Consider the following 17,538-nt stretch of genomic DNA (forward strand, 5'->3'; position numbering starts at 1 on the left):
CGCGCCGGAATCGAAGTCAGGCCGGGCCCGTATCCATGGAGGCGTCGCCCCGTGCGGACACCACGCCATCGTTGACGGCGACCAGGCCGGCCAGGCGCCCATGGGCCAGCGCCCGGCCGATGCGTGCTTCCGCCTCGGCGCCGGTACGCGCCATGCCCAGCAGCCGGGACACGGCGCGCACCAGGCCCGCCTGGGTGGTGCCGCCCTGCTGGGCCAGCACGTACAGGGCGATATTGCCCAGTTCTTCCAGGCAGATTTCATCGATGGCGCGCTTCGACTCCGGTTCCGCGCCGGGCAGCCGGTAGCCCTCCCACGTGGCCGGGTCCAGCTGCTCCGGCCAGTAGAACACGCCATCCTCGCCGGTGGTCCGCACCCCCGCCGGCAGCAGTGCCGCCAGGTGCTTCTCGATGCGCGAGCCGGTGCGTGCCAGTCCCCACGCACGAATGATCCGGCGGAACAATGCCGCCTGCGCCACCGGCCCCTCCTCATGGATGATGCGGTGCAGCTGGTGGCGCAGCTCGGCGGCGGCGGCCGGCTCGTAGAACCGTTCCGGATCGCCTTTCGGCAGCGTCACCGGCAGGTACAGGGCAGCGCCCGGCGTGGCCTGCGCCTGCACCGTGGCGGATGACTCGTCGCCATCTTCCGCCGCGGGCGATGCTGGCTGCTCCGCCGCTGCCGGCGCGGCGGGAGCGGCATCGTCGGCCACCGGCGCTTCGCGCCGCTGCATCAGCCCGTCGAGCTTGGCCAGCAGGGCCGTCAGCGGTGGCTCCGGATCGAGCCACCAGTCGGTGGACCAGACCCTGGCCAGGTTCCAGCCCAGGCTCTCCAGCACATGCTGGCGCAGGCGGTCGCAATCGCGCGCGGTGGCGCCGGAATGGTAGGAGGGGCCGTCGCATTCGATGCCCAGCAGGTAGCGGCCCGGCGCGCCCGGGTCCACCACGCCCAGGTCGACGCGGTAGGCCGACACGCCGACCCGCTGGTGCACGGTCCAGCCGTGTGCGCGCAGGGCGGCGGCCACCTGGCGTTCGAAGCCGCCGCTCGCCGGCGTGCCCGGGGCCGTGTTCGCACCTGTCGCGGTATCGCCCGGCCGCGCGGCCAGCGCAGGGGAAGAATGCCGCGCAGCCAGCGCAGGGGAAGAATGCCGCGCAGCCAGCGCAGGGGAAGAATGCCGCGCAGCCAGCGCAGCAGGCCCGCGGATGGCGAATTCCAGGTAATTGCGCAGGTCGAGGACCCCCGCGGCGCGCACCCGCGCCGGGTCGATCTGTTCCGGCAGCAGCGTGCTGTAGATGATGACCGCCTGCCGCGCGCGGGAAATCGCCACGTTCAGCCGGCGCTGGCCGCCCTCCAGGTTGAGCGGGCCGAAATTCAGGCTTACCTTGCCCTGGGCATCCGGCCCGTAGGTAATGGAGAACAGGATGATGTCGCGCTCGTCGCCCTGCACGTTTTCCAGGTTCTTGATGAACAGCGCTTCCTGGTCCGGCTGGGCGATGGCGGTGTCCAGCGCCGGGTTGGCGCGGCGGCGCGCCTCGAGCAGCCGTTCGATCAGCTGCTGCTGGGCGCTGTTGAAGGTGACCACACCCAGCGTGTGCCGGCGGCGCGCCGCGTCCAGGTAATGCTGCTCGATGGCCGCCACGATGGCCTCGGCCTCGGCCCGGTTGGTCTTGCTGCCGCCCCGGTCGTAGACGCCCGGCACGTGCTGGAAGCGCACCGCGGTGTCCGCGGTGACGGGCGAGGGGAAGGTGACCAGCTCGTTGCCGTAGTAGGCGGCATTGCTGAAGGCGATCAGGCTTTCGTGGCGGCTGCGGTAGTGCCAGTTCAGCGTCAGTTCCGGCAGGCCGATGCCGAGGCATTCGTCGAGGATGCTTTCCAGGTCCTGCACTTCGCTGTCGGCCGGGCCTTCGCCGTCATCGCCACGGCTGAAGAAGCTGGTGGGCGGCAACTGCTTCGGATCGCCCACGCAGACCAGCTGCCTGCCGCGGGCGATGGCGCCCACCGCGTCCCACACGGGAATCTGCGACGCTTCGTCGAAGATGACGACGTCGAACTGCGCATGGGCGGCGTCGAGGTACTGGGCGACCGACAGCGGCGACATCAGCAGGCAAGGTTTCAGCCGCGGCAGCAGCGTCGGCAGCCCGGCGATCAGCTGGCGGATCGGCATGTGCCGGCGCTGCTTCTGCAGTTCGCGGCGCAGCCGGCCCAGCTCGGAATCGGAGCCGGGCGCCAGCGCTGCCGCGGCGGCGCTGGCGGGAACGCGCGCCGCCAGCGCGGCGACCACGTATTGCTGCGTGAGCTGCTGGAAGCGCTCGTCGGCCTGGCGGAATTCACGGATCTTGCGTTCATGGTCGGCACTGGAAAAGGCGCACAGCACGGGCTCGCGGTCGATCGCCTTGCGCACCCACCAGTTCCGGTAGCTGTATTCGAAATGCTCCGGCACCCGGTCCAGCGCCACCGAGCCCGATTCCAGCGCGGCGACGATGCCTTGCAGACCGCCCGCGATGGCGCGGGCGCGCACGCCTTGCCACAGGCACCACGGCCGCAGCTGCCGCGCATGCTGCTGCCAGCCTTCGAGGATCGCCGCGATGCGCGCCAACGCGCCCTCGGCGGCGGTGTCGAGGCCCAGGTTGTCGCCGCAGCCGCCCAGGTTCGAGGTATTGCGCAACTGCGTGGAAAACTCGCGCCAGGCATCGCGGTAGGCGGCCAGGCCGGCGCCGAGCGGCGCGTCGGCGGCCAGCAGCGCACGGTTCTCGGTGACATAGGGCAGAACGTTGGCGCGCAGGGCGGCGGCCAGTTCCGCGTCGCCGCCGGCGAGGCGGACGACGGCATCGGCGAACTCCCTGGCCCAGCGTTCGGCGCGCGCCACCGCTTCCCAGTCGGTGCGGTGGCCGGCGAAGTCGCCTTGCAGCAGCGTGCCGGCCTCGCCCGACAGGCTGGCCAGCGCGGCATCCTGTTCGTTGACCTTGCCCAGCGCGTCGAGCAGGGCCGGCATGTCGGCGGGCGCCGGCGCCTGCCCGTCGCGCCGGTAGCCCTGCAGGCGCTTCAGCAGGACGCGCCGGGCAAACCAGCTTTTCGGCCACCAGGCCGACTGGGCGGCCGCCCATTCACGCCGCAGTTCCGAACCGGACAGCTGCGTGGCATCGTCGGCATACGTGCCCGCCAGCGCTTCCCAGGCGCGGTTGCGGGCCACGCCGTGTTCGCGCAGCACCGCCAGCCGCGCGCGGGCCGCCGTGTCGTGCGCCACCCGCGCCACGCCGGCCGGCACCCGAGGCGCCTGCAGCAATGCCTCGGCCAGGCGGTCCAGCGCGGCGAAGTCGGCCAGCGACAGGCCTTCCGGCGCGGCACCCAGCAAGCGCAGCGGCCCGGTGCTGGCGCCGCCGAGGGCCGTGTTGCGCGCAGCCAGCGCGTTGGCACTGTCGAGCAGATCCTGTTCCCACGACGGCGACCACGCCGCCGTGCCGATGCGGCCCAATGCATGGCCGGCCAGCGTCGGCAACTGGCTGGCCAGCGCGCCGATCTGCCGGCTGGTCTCGCGCCATGCTTCGAGTTCGCTGCGGGTATGGGCGTCCGGGTCGGGCCAGGAAAACTGTGCGGGGCGTTCGCCGGCATGGTCGATGCATGTGCCGATGGCGTCGTATATCGTGAGGTCGTTCGGGTGCAGGCGGTGCAGCGCCACGGCGACGTCGTTCAGTTCGCCGCGCAGCGCGGCCAGGCGCGCCGCCTCCAGCTCCCATTCCCTGACGCTGCGGGTGCCGGCCGCGTCGAGCGCGACGCCCAGCTGGCGGATCACGTCGGCCTTCTTCGCCTTCGACGAGTGCAGCTCCAGGCTGAACGGTCCCAGGCCGACCGCGTTCAGGCGGCGCTGTACCACCTCCAGCGCGGCCATCTTTTCCGACACGAACAGCACCGACTTGCCGGCCGCCAGCAGGTGGGCGATCAGGTTCGTGATGGTCTGGCTCTTGCCCGTGCCGGGTGGCCCTTCGATGACGAGGCTGGTGCCGCTGCCGGCCACGCAGATCGCCCGCAACTGCGAAGAGTCGGCCAGCAGCGGCGCGAACAGGTCTTCGGGACGGTGGCTGGCATCGAGCGTGCGGGGCTCGAACCCCAGGGCGGCCGGCGCGAACGCCTCGCCCGGATGCTCGACCAGCTGGGCGACCACGGGATTTTCCTGCAATTGCCGGTGGCGGTCCTGCAAGTCCTTCCACATGAGGTACTTGGTGAACGAGAAGATGCCCAGGTGGACTTGCGCGTGCACTTCCCACCCTTTCAGTTCGGCCACGTGCAGCCGGAACGCTTGCAGGATGCCGGCCACGTCGATGCCCTTGTCGTCGGCGGGCAGCACGTCGAAAGCCGGCAGCTTGAGCTGGAAATCCTGCGCCAGCTTCTGCACCAGGGTCGGGTTGACCAGGGCTTCGTCATCGTGGCGCGCCAGCCGGAAGCCGCTGCGCACCGACTGGCGGGTGAGCGTGACGGGCACCAGCAGGATGGGCGCCTGGTGGGAGGCCTCGGCATCCGCTTCCTCGCGCCATTCCAGCAAGCCGAACACGAGGAACAGCGTGTTGGCGCCGCCTTCCTCGAGGCTGGTGCCGGCAGCGCGGTAGATTTCCAGCAGGCGGGCTTCGAGCGCGGCATCGTCCAGCCCCGCCGGCACGTCGACCAGGATCTCGTTGCGGCCCAGCGCTTCGGCGGCCAGCGCATCGAGCGGCGTGGCGCCGGCCCGGGCCGTGAAACTGGCGGCGTCGCGCGGGTCCGTGCCGCCCATCAGCACGGGCGCCGCGCGCAGGCGGAACTCCGTGCCGTCGGCCAGCGTGTCCTCGAGCGCGCCAGGGTCTGGGCAGATCACCCGCAGCGTGGTCTTCGCCGGCTTGAAGTTCAGCAGGCGGTTGCGCAGCGTGAGGTCGAGCAGCCGGCTTTTCCAGCGTGCCAGGCGGCCTTCCGGCGTATCGGCCGGCGCCTCGGCGGCCGGCAGCAGCGCCGGGTCGAGCGGCGGCAGCGGCGGCATCGGCTCGATCGCCAGCGTATCCTGTTCGACCACGGGTTCGGCCGCGGCGGGCGCGGTGCGCGAAGGCAGGGGGCGGATGTGCAGCGTGCGCGCACGGCGGATGTCGATCGCGCAGGCAAACGCGGCGTCGTCAGCCAGGTGCTCTTCGCCGGCCACGCAGGCCAGGCGCAGCGGCTGGCGCCGGCCGTCGGCGACACCGGTGGTCTCGAACACCATCAGTTCACCGGAGCGCACGCGCTTGCGCACCGACTGCGCATCGTCCACCAGCGCGGTGGGGAAGCAGGTATCGACCAGCCACACGCCGACCCAGGCGTGGCCCTCCTTCAGCAGCACGACCGGGTGCAGGCCGGCCTGTTCCAGGCAGGCGGCGAACAGCATGGCCAGGTCCAGGCAGGTGGCAACCTTGGTTTCGAGGATGCGTTCGGGCGTACGGATCTTCTGGCCGTCGGTACCGAACGATGCCGGCGGATTGGCGTAGTGCAGGTCCTGCGCCAGCACCGCGCCGTACAGGGCCGAGACCTGCTGCCACACTTTCTCGCGGTTGCGCGACTGGTAGCCGTGCAGGGAAGCACTGCCGGGCGCCTCGCGCAGCAGCGTGGCGCCGGCGGCGAGCAGGTGGTCGACCACGCGCGAGTTGGGCATGCAGAAGGCCGCCAGCAACTCCGGCAGCAGCCGCGTGCCGGCCCACTGGTCGTAGGCGAGCACCGTGATGTCATGGCGTGCTTCCAGGGGCGCATGGCCATCGGCCCGCGCGGTCAGCGTCACGCTGGCGCGTTCGGCTTCGTCCAGGCCGCTCAGCCAGGCATGCTCCGGTTTCAGGTCGACCGGTGCGATGGTGCGGGTTTCGCCCGCAGCGAGGTGCTCGAAGCGGTACACCGGGCCGGTGGCGAAGGCGGGGTGGCACACGATCGCCACGTCGAGATTCGTCAGCGCGGCCGTGCCGGCATTGGTGAGCGCGATGGCACGCACCACCGGCACGTCGTTCTGCATGGCCGCGTAGCCGGTGGTCGCATCGGCGGTGAACGCGACCGCCAGGGGCAGGGCAGGTTGATCGGTACTGGCGGTGTGGTCTGGTGGCATGGGCGGCATTGGCGAGGAGATGGCTGGCTATCCTGCCAATGTTATCAGGAACGATGTCCGGCCGGAAAGAACGGCCGTGCGGTGTCAGTACATGCGCGTGACGCCGGCTTCGCGCAATGGATGCCAGCCCAGGCTGCGCGCGATCACGCGGCGGTAAGGCGTATCGATGTGGGGCGGGGTGCGGCGCAGGTAGAACTCGGCGGCCTGCCGCGTTTCGCCTGCGAGGCTGGCCAGGAACGCGACCACTTCCGTGGCGGACGGCATGCGCCCGCCGCTGCCGGCGAATTTGGGCGGCAGGGCCGTCCAGATCGCGGCATCGATGCGCCGGGCGCCCAGCCAGGCGGCGATTTCGTGCTGGACAGGCGCGCCCCCGACGGCGGGAATGCTGCCGATGAATTCCGGATGGCCGGGGGCGATCTTCTCGCGCGCGGCCAGCATGGCGCGCGCGGCGGCCAGGTCGGGGGCGTCCACGTAGGCCCAGTAAGTGGGCACGGCCGGCGCGCCGGCGCACAGCACCAGCGCCAGTTCGTCGCTGTCATCGCTGTCGCGGGCGAATTCCAGGGGAAGCAGGGGGCCGCCCGGGTGCCAGCCGGACGCCAGCTTCAATGGGCCAGGCTTCCACAGCAGCGAACCCCAGGCGATGCAAACGATGTTCATTATTGGTAAATGTCATGGACAGGAACGCATTGTAGGGGGCGCCGCAGAAACGCAGAGCACGGCAGGAAGCGGCGCCACGGCTCAGCGGTGGATGACTGGCGGTGGATGACTAGCGGTGAATGACGACGAGCAGCGCCTTCGCCTCCACCTTGCCGATGTTGCGCAGCGCATGCTGCTGGTCCGCGGGATAGCGCGCGGTACCGCCCAGCTTGACCTTCTTCTTGTGCGCCCCCACCTCGATCTCGATGGCGCCGTGCAGCAGTGTGACGTGCTCGGTGGTGCCGGGGTCGTGCGGCTGCGAGACCAGTTCGCCGCCCGGCGCCAGGGTCAGTTCATACCATTCGTACTTGCCGGCAAGTTCCATCGGCCCGAGGATGCGCAGCACATAGCCGGCGTGATTGCCGGGCAGGGTCGGCGTTTCGTGCGCGTCCACGACGCGGATCGTGTCGACCGGGCGCTGCTCGTCTGCCAGCAGTTCGCCGATCGCCACGCCCAGCGCATTGGCCAGGCGCCACGTGATGGCGATGGTGGGATTGGCCTTTTCGCGCTCGATCTGCGACAGCATCGATTTCGACACGCCGGCGATGCGCGACAGGTCTTCCAGCGTCAGGCCGCGCGCCAGGCGCAGGCGTTGCAGGGCGGCGCCCACCTCGGGCGGAGCGTTGGCGGCGGGTGGGGCGGGTGATTTCATCATTGGCGGTTGCAAAGTTCAATAAGCTTATGTAGGATTCAGTATATCGAACAAAAGTTCAACATAATGAAAACCGGAGAAAATACAGGAATCGGGGCGAAGTTCGATACCCTGTTCTCCGCGATGCACGGTACAACAGGGCGAACGTGCCGGTCAAGCAACCGGCCGCCGCCCGCAAGACCGCGCGAACCCAACCCGAGGAAAACCATGAGCACACAAGCGAATTTCTACGCCGGCCTGCGGCACAACCTGGAGCAGCTGCGCGAACAGGGCCTGTACAAGCCCGAGCGCGTGCTGGCTTCGCGCCAGGGCGCGGAAGTGACGGGCGACGATGGACGGACGCTGATCAACATGTGCGCCAACAATTACCTGGGCTTGTCCGGCGAGGAATGGGTGGCGAAGGCGTCGATCGACGCCACCGAACGGTATGGCTACGGCCTGTCGTCGGTGCGCTTCATCTGCGGCACGCAAACGGTGCACAAGCAGCTGGAACAGGCGATTTCCGCCTTCCTCGGCACCGAGGACACGATCCTGTATGCCGCCGCGTTCGACGCCAACGGCGGCGTGTTCGAGCCCCTGTTCGACGAGAACGACGCGATCATCTCCGATGCGCTGAACCATGCCTCGATCATCGACGGCATCCGGCTGTGCAAGGCGGCGCGCTACCGCTATGCCCACAACGACATGGCCGACCTGGAAGCCCAGCTGCAGGCGGCCGCCGGCAAGCGCCATAAGATCATCGTGACCGATGGGGTGTTCTCGATGGATGGCACGATCGCCCAGCTGGACCGGATCGTCGCGCTGGCCGAACAGTACGGCGCGCTGGTGATGATCGACGAATGCCACGCCTCGGGCTTCATGGGCAAGACCGGCCGCGGCACGCACGAGCACCATGGCGTGCTGGGCAAGATCGACATCATCACCGGCACGCTGGGCAAGGCGCTGGGCGGCGCGATGGGCGGCTTCACGTCCGGCCGCAAGGAGGTGATCGAGACGCTGCGCCAGAAATCGCGCCCGTACCTGTTCTCGAACACACTGGCACCGTCGATCGCCGGCGCTTCGCTGGCCGTGCTGGAAAAGATCTCGGCATCGACGGAACTGCGCGACCGGCTGCACGAGAACACGGCGTACTTCCGCAGCGAGATCGAGCGCATCGGCTTCACCATCAAGCCGGGCACCCACCCCGTGGTGCCGGTGATGCTGTTCGAGGCGCCGGTGGCGCAGAAATTCGCGGCACGCATGTATGAACTGGGCGTGCTGCTGTCCGGCTTCTTCTATCCGGTGGTGCCGATGGGCCAGGCGCGCGTGCGCGTGCAGCTCTCCGCGGCGCACACCCGCGAGCAGCTCGACAAGGTACTGGCCGCGTTCGCGCAGGCCGGCAAGGAACTCGGCATTCTGAAGGATCAATAATGGAACGGATACTCGTCATCGGCGCCAACGGGCAAATCGGCAGCGAACTGGTGGAAGCGTTGTCGCTGAAGCATGGCGCGGACAATGTGTTTGCCACCGATATCTCGCCGAACAACGTGTACGGCGCCGCGCAATACCAGGTGCTGAACGTGCTCGACGAAGAAGCGCTGGCGCAGCTGGTCTCGTCGCAGGACATCACGCAGGTCTACCAGCTGGCCGCGATGCTGTCCGCCACCGGCGAGCAGGCGCCGCTGAAGGCGTGGAAACTCAATATGGATGGCTTGCTGAACATCCTCGAGATTGCCCGTGAACGGGGCGAGATCGGCAAGCCCCTGAAGGTGTTCTGGCCTTCTTCGATCGCGGCGTTCGGCCCGAACACGCCGCAGGACGCCACGCCGCAGATGGCGGTGATGGATCCGACGTCGATCTACGGCATCAGCAAGCTGGCCGGCGAGCGCCTGTGCGAGTACTACCACCTGAAATACGGGGTGGACGTGCGCAGCATCCGCTACCCCGGCATCATCAGCTACAAGTCGCCGCCGGGCGGCGGCACCACCGACTATGCGATCGCGATCTTCCACGCGGCGCTGCGGGGCGAGCGCTACGAGTGCTTCCTCGGCCCGGACACCACGCTGCCGATGATCTACATGGCCGATGCGATCCGCGCCACGCTCGAACTGATGGACGCGCCGGCGGAGCAGGTGAAGATCCGCTCGTCGTACAACGTGGCCGGCGTGTCGTTCTCGCCGGAGCAGCTGGCCGCCGCGATCAAGGCCCGGGTGCCGCGTTTCGCGGTCTCCTACAAGCCGGACAGCCGCCAGCAGATCGCCGACACGTGGCCGCGCAGCCTGGACGACAGCGCGGCGCGGGCCGATTGGGGCTGGCAGGCCCGCATCGGCGTCGACGAGATCGTGCGCGACATGCTGGCGAACATCGACGTGAAAGTCAGCCAGGCCGCCTGAGGCCCGCCACGCCATCTTCACTATTACTATAAAGAGAGACAAGGATGGACATGAGCGTATTCGATCTGTTCAAGATCGGCATCGGCCCCTCCAGTTCGCACACGGTGGGGCCGATGGTGGCCGCGCGCCGCTTCCTGCTGGACCATGGGCCGCTGGAGGACGTGACCGGCGTGACGGCCGAGCTGTACGGCTCGCTGGCGCTGACCGGCGTGGGCCACGGCACCGATACGGCCGTGATCCTGGGCCTGATGGGTGAAACGCCGCAGGACGTCGATCCTGGCCGGGTCGACGAGATGCTGGCGGAGGCGCAGCTGAGCGGCGAACTGACCCTGCTGGGCGTGAAGACGGTGCCCTTCGTGCGCGCCCGCCACCTGGTCTTCCACAAGACCGAGAACCTGCCGGAACACCCGAATGGCATGCGCTTCACGCTGCACCGCGCCGGCGGCGATACCAGCAAGGTGTATTACTCGGTTGGCGGGGGCTTCATCCGCGCCGAAGGCGAGGGCGCCGCGCCTGGCAATAAGTCGGGAGAAAACCCGGCGGGCGAGCCGGCGGTGCCCTATCCGTTCGACACGATGGCGGACCTGCTGGCGCATGGCGCGCGCACGGCGCTGACCATTCCGCAGATGCTGCGCGCGAACGAACTGGCGCGCATGCCGGCCGAACAGCTCGACGCGGGCCTGGACCGGATCTGGCAGGTGATGCGCTCGTGCATCGCGCGCGGGCTGGAAACCTCCGGCCAGCTGCCGGGTGGCCTGAACGTGAAGCGCCGCGCCGCCAAGCTGTGGCAGCAGGCGCAGGGCGCCGACCGCGCCAACGAACTGCCGCACGATGCGCTGAACGGCGTGTCGCTGTACGCGATGGCCGTCAACGAGGAAAACGCCGCCGGCGGCCGCGTGGTGACGGCGCCCACCAATGGCGCGGCCGGCATCATTCCCGCCGTGCTGAAATACTACGCCGAGGATTGCAAGCCGCTCGACCCGGTGCGCGGCGTGCGCGAATTCCTGCTGAGCGCCGCGGCGATCGGCATGCTGTGCAAGCGCAATGCCTCGATCTCCGGCGCGGAAATCGGCTGCCAGGGGGAAGTGGGCGTCGCTTGCGCGATGGCCGCCGCCGGCCTGGTGGCCGCGCTGGGCGGCTCCAACGCGCAGATCGAGAACGCCGCCGAAATCGGCATCGAGCACCACCTGGGCATGACCTGCGATCCGATCGGCGGCCTGGTGCAGATCCCCTGCATCGAGCGCAACGGCATGGGCGCCGTGAAGGCCATCACCGCTGCGTCGCTAGCGCTGAAGGGCGACGGTACCCACTTCGTCAGCCTCGACGAGGTGATCGAGACGATGCGGCAGACCGGCGCGGACATGGGCGCGAAGTACAAGGAAACCTCGCTGGGCGGCCTGGCCGTGCACGTGGTGACGGTGAATCACGCGGCCTGCTGATTTTTCTGGCCATTGCAACAGCATAAAATTCGAAAAGCTGGCAAATTTCGCAAAGAAACTGCGGCCGCACTATAATTGGAGTCCCCATATCGATATGCCTGCAGCTGGCATGCCGGTATGGGAGTTCCTATAATTGCGCCCAACCGGATTTCAGAACCATGCAATATGTGTCCACCCGCGCCGACGTGTCGGCCGCCGAAGTGTCTTCCCAGCCATCTCCTGCACGTTTTTCAGACATCCTGTTGGGTGGCCTCGCGCCCGATGGCGGCCTGTACCTGCCCAGCGAATACCCGCAAGTAACCGGTGCCGAGCTCGATGCGTGGCGCAAGCTGCCGTATGCCGATCTCGCCTTTGCGATCCTCTCCAAGTTCGCCACCGACATTCCGGAAGCGGACCTGAAGGCGCTGGCGCAGAAGACCTATACGGCCGACGTGTACCGCAATGCGCGCGAGGGCGAGAACGCGGCGGACATCACGCCGCTGCGCGTGCTGGAAGAAGCCGACGGCAAGAAGCTGGTGCTGCAGGCACTGTCCAACGGGCCCACGCTGGCCTTCAAGGACATGGCGATGCAATTGCTCGGCAACCTGTTCGAGTATGCGCTGGCCAAACAGGATGCGCAGCTGAACATCTTCGGCGCCACCTCGGGCGACACCGGCAGCGCCGCCGAATACGCGATGCGCGGCAAGCGCGGCATCCGCGTGTTCATGCTGTCGCCGCACAAGAAGATGAGCGCATTCCAGACGGCGCAGATGTTCAGCCTGCAGGACCCGAACATCCTGAATATCGCCGTCGAGGGCGTGTTCGACGATTGCCAGGACATGGTCAAGGCCGTGTCGAACGACCTGGAGTTCAAGGCGCGCTACAAGATCGGCACCGTCAACTCGATCAACTGGGCCCGCGTGGTCGCGCAGGTGGTCTACTACTTCCGCGGCTACCTGGCCGCGACCACGTCGAACGACCAGAAAGTGTCGTTCACGGTCCCGTCGGGGAACTTCGGCAATATCTGCGCGGGCCACATCGCCCGCATGATGGGCCTGCCGATCGACAAGCTGGTGGTGGCCACCAACGAGAACGACGTGCTCGACGAATTTTTCAGGACCGGGATCTACCGCGTGCGCAAGTCGGCCGAGACGTACCACACCAGCAGCCCGTCGATGGACATCAGCAAGGCCTCGAACTTCGAGCGCTTCGTCTACGACCTGGTGGGCCGCGATCCGGCGCGCGTCAAGGCGCTGTTCACGAAGGTGGAAAGCGATGGCGGCTTCGATCTTTCCGGCGGGCCGGGCAGCGACGGCGACGAATTCTCCAAGGTCGCGCAGTACGGCTTCAAGTCCGGCAAGTCGACCCATGCGGACCGCCTGCAGACGATCCGCGACGTGGCCGACGACTACGGCATCGTCATCGATACCCATACCGCGGACGGCATCAAGGTGGCCAGGGAGCACCTGGAACCGGGCGTGCCGATGATCGTGCTGGAAACCGCGCTGGCGGCGAAATTCAACGAAACGATCCTGGAAGCGCTGGGTGAGGATGCCGAGCGTCCGGCCGGCTTCGAGGATATCGAGTCGCTGCCGCAAAAGTACACGGTGATGCCGCCCGACGTCGACAAGATGAAGGCATACATCGCCGCCAACGTCGACGCCGCCGGCACGGCCCTGTGACATGACGGGCGCGCGCAAGCCGATGCTGTCGCGCCAGCAGGCGCTGGACTTCCTGCTGGCGGCCTGCCGCCCCGTGGCGGAGATCGAGACGGTGCCCACGCTGGAGGCCAACGACCGCGTGCTGGGCGCCGACTGCGTGTCGAGCCTCGACGTGCCGGCGCGCGACAACACGCAGATGGATGGCTATGCGGTGCGCGCCGCCGACTGCGCGGGCGGCTCCGCCACGCTGCCGATCACTTTACCCATCTCGCAGCGCATTCCCGCCGGCCATGTGGGCGAGCCGCTGCAGCCCGGCACGGCCGCCCGCATCTTCACCGGCGCATTCATCCCGGAAGGGGCCGATGCGGTGGTGATGCAGGAGCAGTGCGAGGCGCAGGGCGACACCGTCACGATTCGCCATGCGCCCAAGTCCGGCGAATGGGTCCGCCGCGCGGGCGAGGATATCCGCAACGGCAGCGTGATCCTGCCGGCCGGTACGCGGATGCGCAGCCAGGAACTGGGACTGGCCGCCTCGATCGGGCTGGCCAGCCTGCCGCTGTTGCGCCGCGTGCGCGTGGCCGTGTTCTTCACCGGCGACGAGCTGACCATGCCTGGCGAGCCGCTGGCGCCGGGCGGCATCTACAACTCGAACCGGTTCACCTTGCGCGCGCTGCTGGAAAACCTGGGCTGCGACGTGACCGATTTCGGCATCGTGCCGGACAGCCTGGACGCCACCCGCGCCGTGCTGCGCCAGGCCGCCGCGGGCAGCGACCTGATCATCACGTCCGGCGGGGTGTCGGTCGGCGAGGAAGACCATGTGAAGCCGGCCGTGGAAGCGGAAGGCAAGCTGGCCATGTGGCAGATCGCCATCAAGCCGGGCAAGCCGCTGGCGTTCGGCGAAGTGGCCGATGCCTTCTTCATCGGCTTGCCGGGCAATCCGGTTTCGAGCTTCGTGACGTTCCTGCTGTTCGTGCGGCCATTCCTGCTGAAGCTGCAGGGCGTGAACGCGGGCAGCGAGCCGCGCGTGTTCCCGCTGCGCGCGGACTTCGACTGGAAAGGCGACCGCCGCAACGAGTTCCTGCGCGCGCGCATCAATGCCCACGGCGGCCTGGACCTGTTCCCCAACCAGGGCTCGGGCGTGCTGACCTCCACCGTGTGGGGCGATGGCCTGATCGACAACCCGGCCGACCAGCCGATCAGCGCCGGCGACACCGTGCGCTTCATTCCCTTTACCGAACTGCTGTACTGATATGCGAATCAACCTGAAGTTTTTTGCCAGTGTCCGTGAAAAGCTGGGCAGCGGCGGCGAGACCATCGAGGTGCCGGCCGATGTCGGCACGGTGGGCGCGTTGCGCGACCTGCTGGTCGCCCGGGGCGGCGTGTGGGCCGAGGCGCTGGGCGAAGGGCGCGCGTTGCGCATGGCATGCAACCAGCGCATGTGCGACGGCGCCGAAGCGCTGAGCGAGAACGCCGAGGTGGCGTTCTTCCCGCCGGTAACGGGCGGCTGAGTATATACCAGCGGCCTGCCGCTACGCGTTCTACCCCTCGCTTCCTTCTCGTCTATTTCTTCTTCCGGCGTGGTGCCTGCGCCGCGGCGGGCTTCGGCGGCACCGCGTCGCATGCCGCGCAGGCCAGCGCCTTGCGGTAGCGGTTCCACGCGGCGCCCGTGAAGATCGCGGCGGCCACCGCGGCCCAGATGGCGGCGCTGGCGATGTCCGCCGGCGCCGTGGTGCCCTTGGCCCATTCCACCGCCGCCAGGAAGGCGAACAGCGGCACGGCCGCGAGCAGGTAGCGTTTGATCCAGAAAAGCGGGCCCATGGCGTCTCCAGCGGTGATTTTCCTTGCGAGGCCACCAGTATGCCGGGGCGGGGCGCGTTTTGCACTACAATCTCGCTCCTCATGATGACCCCTGCATCCCCCGACACTTCCCGCCCGCGCGTGGCGATCGTCGGCGGCGGACCGGCCGGCCTGATGGCCGCCGAAACGCTGTCGCGCACCGGCGCGTTCGACGTCCACCTGTACGACGCGATGCCGTCCGTCGGCCGCAAGTTCCTGCTGGCCGGCCGCGGCGGCATGAACATCACCCACGCCGAACCCTACGAACGATTCGTGACGCGCTATGGCGCCCGCGCCGCGGCGCTGCGGCCGATGCTGGACGCGTTCGGCCCCGATGCCGTGCGCGACTGGGTGCACGGCCTGGGCATCGACACCTTCGTCGGCACCTCCGGCCGCGTGTTCCCGACCGAGATGAAGGCCGCGCCGCTGCTGCGCGCATGGCTGCACCGCCTGCGCGAGGCGGGCGTGCATTTCCACCAGCGCCATCGCTGGACCGGATGGGCGGATCACGCGCTCCGCTTCGATACGCCCGCCGGAGAATTGCTCGCGCGGGCCGATGCCACGGTGCTTGCCCTGGGCGGCGCCAGCTGGGCGCGGCTGGGCTCCGATGGCGCATGGCTGCCGCTGCTGGCCGCGCGCGGCATCGAGGTGGCGCCGCTGCGGCCCTCCAATTGCGGTTTCGACGTGGACTGGAGCCCGCTGTTCTCGGAACGGTATGCCGGCCAGCCGCTCACCACGGTCGCCGCGTCATGGACGGACGGGAACGGGCAGCCCGTCCGCAAGCAGGGCCAGTTCGTCGTCACGGCGACGGGCGTCGAGGGTAGCCTCATCTATGCGTTGTCGGCGCCCGTGCGCGACCAGATGACATTGCACGGCAGCGCTGTCGTCGAGCTGGACTTGCTGCCGGATTTGCCGGCCGACCGCGTGCTGGCCGAAGTGGCGCGGCCGCGCGGCTCGCGCTCGATGTCCAGCCACCTGCAGGGGCGGCTGGGCATCAAGGGTGTGAAGGCGGGGCTGCTGCACGAATGCCTGGGCAAGGAGCAGTTCGCCGATCCCGTGGCGCTGGCCCGTGCCTTGAAAGCCTTGCCGCTGACGCTGCGCGCGCCGCGCCCGATCGACGAAGCCATCAGCAGTGCCGGCGGCGTGGCGTTCGAGGCGCTGGAGGGCACCATGGTGCGCGCCTTGCCGGGCGTGTTCGTGGCCGGCGAGATGGTCGATTGGGAGGCCCCGACCGGCGGCTATCTGTTGACGGCGTGTCTCGCCGCTGGCGTGGCCGTGGGCCGCGATGTGGCAGCCTGGCTTGGACGTCGCGGCGCTTGACGCCATCCGGCGCGATTACTTTGTCAAGGTGAACAACTCAAGTTTCAAGTCCTGCAAGGTGGTTGGCGCGTATACTGCCAGCGCCTGTGCTTTCATGATCGATTCGTATCGCTCGCCCCGATTTTCGATCGAAAAATAATAGGTGTTTGGCCGGACCGGGACTTCCATCGGTACTTGTGGCATGTGCACCAGCGGTACGCCGGACAGCGCGCTGCGGACCAGCTGCTCCGCCTCGTATGGGGAACCGATTTTCACTTGCCGGGGCACTTCCGCCACGAGGTTCAGCGCGGGCATGTTCGCATTCACGGCGAGGTACAGGCGGCCCTGTGCGTCGACAACGGTGGGGTCCAGCTGGGCAATATGGTATGGGCTGGTTTCGCTCTTGCGTGTCAATGCGATCGGCACATATTTCGATGAAACGACGGTATCCAGCAGTTCCCAGATGATGTCGGCCAGTATGCGGAACGATTCCGTCGGCATCTCGTGCTGGTACCTGGGCAGATCGGCGATGGAGAATTTGCGCGAAAATGCCATCAGTCCACCCGCCAGTGCCAGCAGCATGCCGAACAGCTCCGCGGGATGTGTATGTGCCGAGCAAGTGCCATGACTGAGTCCGGTGCTTGCAGTCGTGATGGTGCTGAGCATCCAGAACGACGAAACGTCACCCACGTGCGCCTTCACGGCGCTGCCGTTGGGCTGGTGCTGCATGCCATATAGCGCATCGGCTTTCGCACTCATCTTCGCGAGAAGGCTGCTCATCAGATTCTGCAAGGCAGGTGCTCCTTCGATGGAGAGCGCGGGGGGAATGAAGCGCGGATCGATCTCGAAGGCGCCGTCGGCCTTGCGGCGGATTTTCACGACGGGAATGCACTCGTACGCTTCGCTGACCTCATGCTCCGGCAGCAGGCGCAGCGACTTTTTCAGGTAGCGGACTTTGCTGACGAGGGCATCCGTGAAGAGATCCAGGGTCGGCAATTCAAGTTGGGCAAATCTTGCGGTGCTGTGGGGGACGGCGGCTCCAGGTACATCCGCCCGCGCCACATTGCCACCGCGTGAATTCAGAGCGGGCAGCGCTGCGTAATACACAAAGCTGGATACGTCGGCCGGCAATTCGGCCAGGTCGACGGTGAGCGGTAACGGATCCGAGTAAGGCGCCTGATAGATTTCGCCGTCCTTGAAGACGAGCGTGAGGGATTCAGCGCGCAGTTTTCCTCGCTCGACATCTTCTATCCCCCATCGCGCAGTTTGCACACCCCATGCATTCGGGTTAAGTGCATTCACGATGTGCTTCAGACGACCTTCATGATAGCGGTCCAGTTGCTGGAGGTGTTGCGCATCGAGTGCGAGACCTTCGGACCAGAGAATCTTGGATGGCAAGCTCATGTTTTTCCCCAGGAAATGTGAACGGGCAGTATGGATTTCTCTTCAGAAAATCATTTGACGCTTCTCAAATCTGCGATGCCTGTCACGTACGCGCCTCATAGTGGTATGGCTTGCGCAAGCTCAA

At 67.7% G+C, this 17,538-nt stretch carries 12 protein-coding genes; 7 read left to right on the forward strand and 5 right to left on the reverse strand.

Translation table 11 applies throughout. The features are described from left to right. Positions 1–16 precede the first annotated feature (16 nt). From proA to EYF70_RS12440, 3 genes are all read right to left on the reverse strand, one after another. A complete protein-coding gene (gene proA / locus EYF70_RS12430) occupies positions 17–6,076 on the reverse strand; it encodes an anti-phage protein ProA (protein WP_131145689.1) in 6,060 nt (2,019 codons plus the stop codon). An 84-nt stretch (positions 6,077–6,160) separates the two neighbouring features. Further along, a complete protein-coding gene (locus tag EYF70_RS12435; RefSeq protein ID WP_131145690.1) occupies positions 6,161–6,733 on the reverse strand; it encodes a hypothetical protein in 573 nt (190 codons plus the stop codon). Between the two features lie 109 nt (positions 6,734–6,842). Next, entirely contained in the window at positions 6,843–7,424 is a 582-nt protein-coding gene (locus EYF70_RS12440) for a helix-turn-helix domain-containing protein (protein ID WP_131149061.1), read from the reverse strand. Between the two features lie 207 nt (positions 7,425–7,631). Between EYF70_RS12440 and kbl the strand changes: the two genes are divergently transcribed. The 6 genes from kbl to moaD all read left to right on the forward strand — a co-directional run bounded on the left by kbl (position 7,632) and on the right by moaD (position 14,383). Next, the gene (gene kbl, locus EYF70_RS12445; RefSeq protein WP_131145691.1) at positions 7,632–8,834 is read left to right on the forward strand and encodes a glycine C-acetyltransferase; all 1,203 of its coding nucleotides are present in this window, start codon (positions 7,632–7,634) and stop codon (positions 8,832–8,834) included. Continuing rightward, entirely contained in the window at positions 8,834–9,796 is a 963-nt protein-coding gene (locus EYF70_RS12450; protein WP_131145692.1) for an NAD-dependent epimerase/dehydratase family protein, read from the forward strand. The genes kbl and EYF70_RS12450 overlap by 1 nt, the downstream gene beginning before the upstream one ends. Positions 9,797–9,840: 44 nt before the next feature. Then, the gene (locus tag EYF70_RS12455; RefSeq protein ID WP_131145693.1) at positions 9,841–11,235 is read left to right on the forward strand and encodes an L-serine ammonia-lyase; all 1,395 of its coding nucleotides are present in this window, start codon (positions 9,841–9,843) and stop codon (positions 11,233–11,235) included. 158 nt (positions 11,236–11,393) lie between these two features. Beyond that, entirely contained in the window at positions 11,394–12,896 is a 1,503-nt protein-coding gene (gene thrC, locus EYF70_RS12460; RefSeq protein ID WP_131145694.1) for a threonine synthase, read from the forward strand. Position 12,897: 1 nt separating this feature from the next. After that, positions 12,898–14,124, forward strand: a complete 1,227-nt coding sequence (locus EYF70_RS12465; protein WP_131145695.1) for a molybdopterin molybdotransferase MoeA — start codon at positions 12,898–12,900, stop codon at positions 14,122–14,124. 1 nt (position 14,125) lies between these two features. Further along, positions 14,126–14,383, forward strand: a complete 258-nt coding sequence (gene moaD / locus EYF70_RS12470; RefSeq protein WP_131145696.1) for a molybdopterin converting factor subunit 1 — start codon at positions 14,126–14,128, stop codon at positions 14,381–14,383. A gap of 52 nt (positions 14,384–14,435) precedes the next feature. Here the strand turns inward: moaD and EYF70_RS12475 are convergent, their stop codons facing one another. After that, positions 14,436–14,693 carry a hypothetical protein gene (locus EYF70_RS12475; protein ID WP_131145697.1) on the reverse strand — a complete coding sequence of 86 codons (258 nt, stop codon included), beginning with the start codon at positions 14,691–14,693 and terminating at the stop codon, positions 14,436–14,438. A gap of 84 nt (positions 14,694–14,777) precedes the next feature. Here EYF70_RS12475 and EYF70_RS12480 point away from each other — a divergent pair, with 84 nt between their 5' ends. Continuing rightward, entirely contained in the window at positions 14,778–16,031 is a 1,254-nt protein-coding gene (locus EYF70_RS12480) for a TIGR03862 family flavoprotein (protein WP_131149062.1), read from the forward strand. Positions 16,032–16,046: 15 nt separating this feature from the next. On the opposite strand, the gene tssK is transcribed toward EYF70_RS12480, so the two are convergent. Next, positions 16,047–17,414, reverse strand: coding sequence for a type VI secretion system baseplate subunit TssK (gene tssK, locus EYF70_RS12485; RefSeq protein ID WP_131145698.1), 1,368 nt, complete (start codon positions 17,412–17,414; stop codon positions 16,047–16,049). Positions 17,415–17,538: the final 124 nt, after the last annotated feature.

Source organism: Pseudoduganella albidiflava (assembly GCF_004322755.1).
Taxonomy (GTDB): Bacteria; Pseudomonadota; Gammaproteobacteria; order Burkholderiales; family Burkholderiaceae_D; genus Rugamonas; species Rugamonas albidiflava.

Excerpts from the sequence above, each read along its gene's own strand:
- proA (WP_131145689.1), bottom strand. The coding sequence starts at position 6,076 with ATGCCACCAGACCACACCGCCAGTACCGATCAACCTGCCCTGCCCCTG.
- EYF70_RS12435 (WP_131145690.1), bottom strand. The coding sequence starts at position 6,733 with ATGAACATCGTTTGCATCGCCTGGGGTTCGCTGCTGTGGAAGCCTGGC.
- EYF70_RS12440 (WP_131149061.1), bottom strand. The coding sequence starts at position 7,424 with ATGAAATCACCCGCCCCACCCGCCGCCAACGCTCCGCCCGAGGTGGGC.
- kbl (WP_131145691.1), top strand. The coding sequence starts at position 7,632 with ATGAGCACACAAGCGAATTTCTACGCCGGCCTGCGGCACAACCTGGAG.
- EYF70_RS12450 (WP_131145692.1), top strand. The coding sequence starts at position 8,834 with ATGGAACGGATACTCGTCATCGGCGCCAACGGGCAAATCGGCAGCGAA.
- EYF70_RS12455 (WP_131145693.1), top strand. The coding sequence starts at position 9,841 with ATGGACATGAGCGTATTCGATCTGTTCAAGATCGGCATCGGCCCCTCC.
- thrC (WP_131145694.1), top strand. The coding sequence starts at position 11,394 with ATGCAATATGTGTCCACCCGCGCCGACGTGTCGGCCGCCGAAGTGTCT.
- EYF70_RS12465 (WP_131145695.1), top strand. The coding sequence starts at position 12,898 with ATGACGGGCGCGCGCAAGCCGATGCTGTCGCGCCAGCAGGCGCTGGAC.
- moaD (WP_131145696.1), top strand. The coding sequence starts at position 14,126 with ATGCGAATCAACCTGAAGTTTTTTGCCAGTGTCCGTGAAAAGCTGGGC.
- EYF70_RS12475 (WP_131145697.1), bottom strand. The coding sequence starts at position 14,693 with ATGGGCCCGCTTTTCTGGATCAAACGCTACCTGCTCGCGGCCGTGCCG.
- EYF70_RS12480 (WP_131149062.1), top strand. The coding sequence starts at position 14,778 with ATGACCCCTGCATCCCCCGACACTTCCCGCCCGCGCGTGGCGATCGTC.
- tssK (WP_131145698.1), bottom strand. The coding sequence starts at position 17,414 with ATGAGCTTGCCATCCAAGATTCTCTGGTCCGAAGGTCTCGCACTCGAT.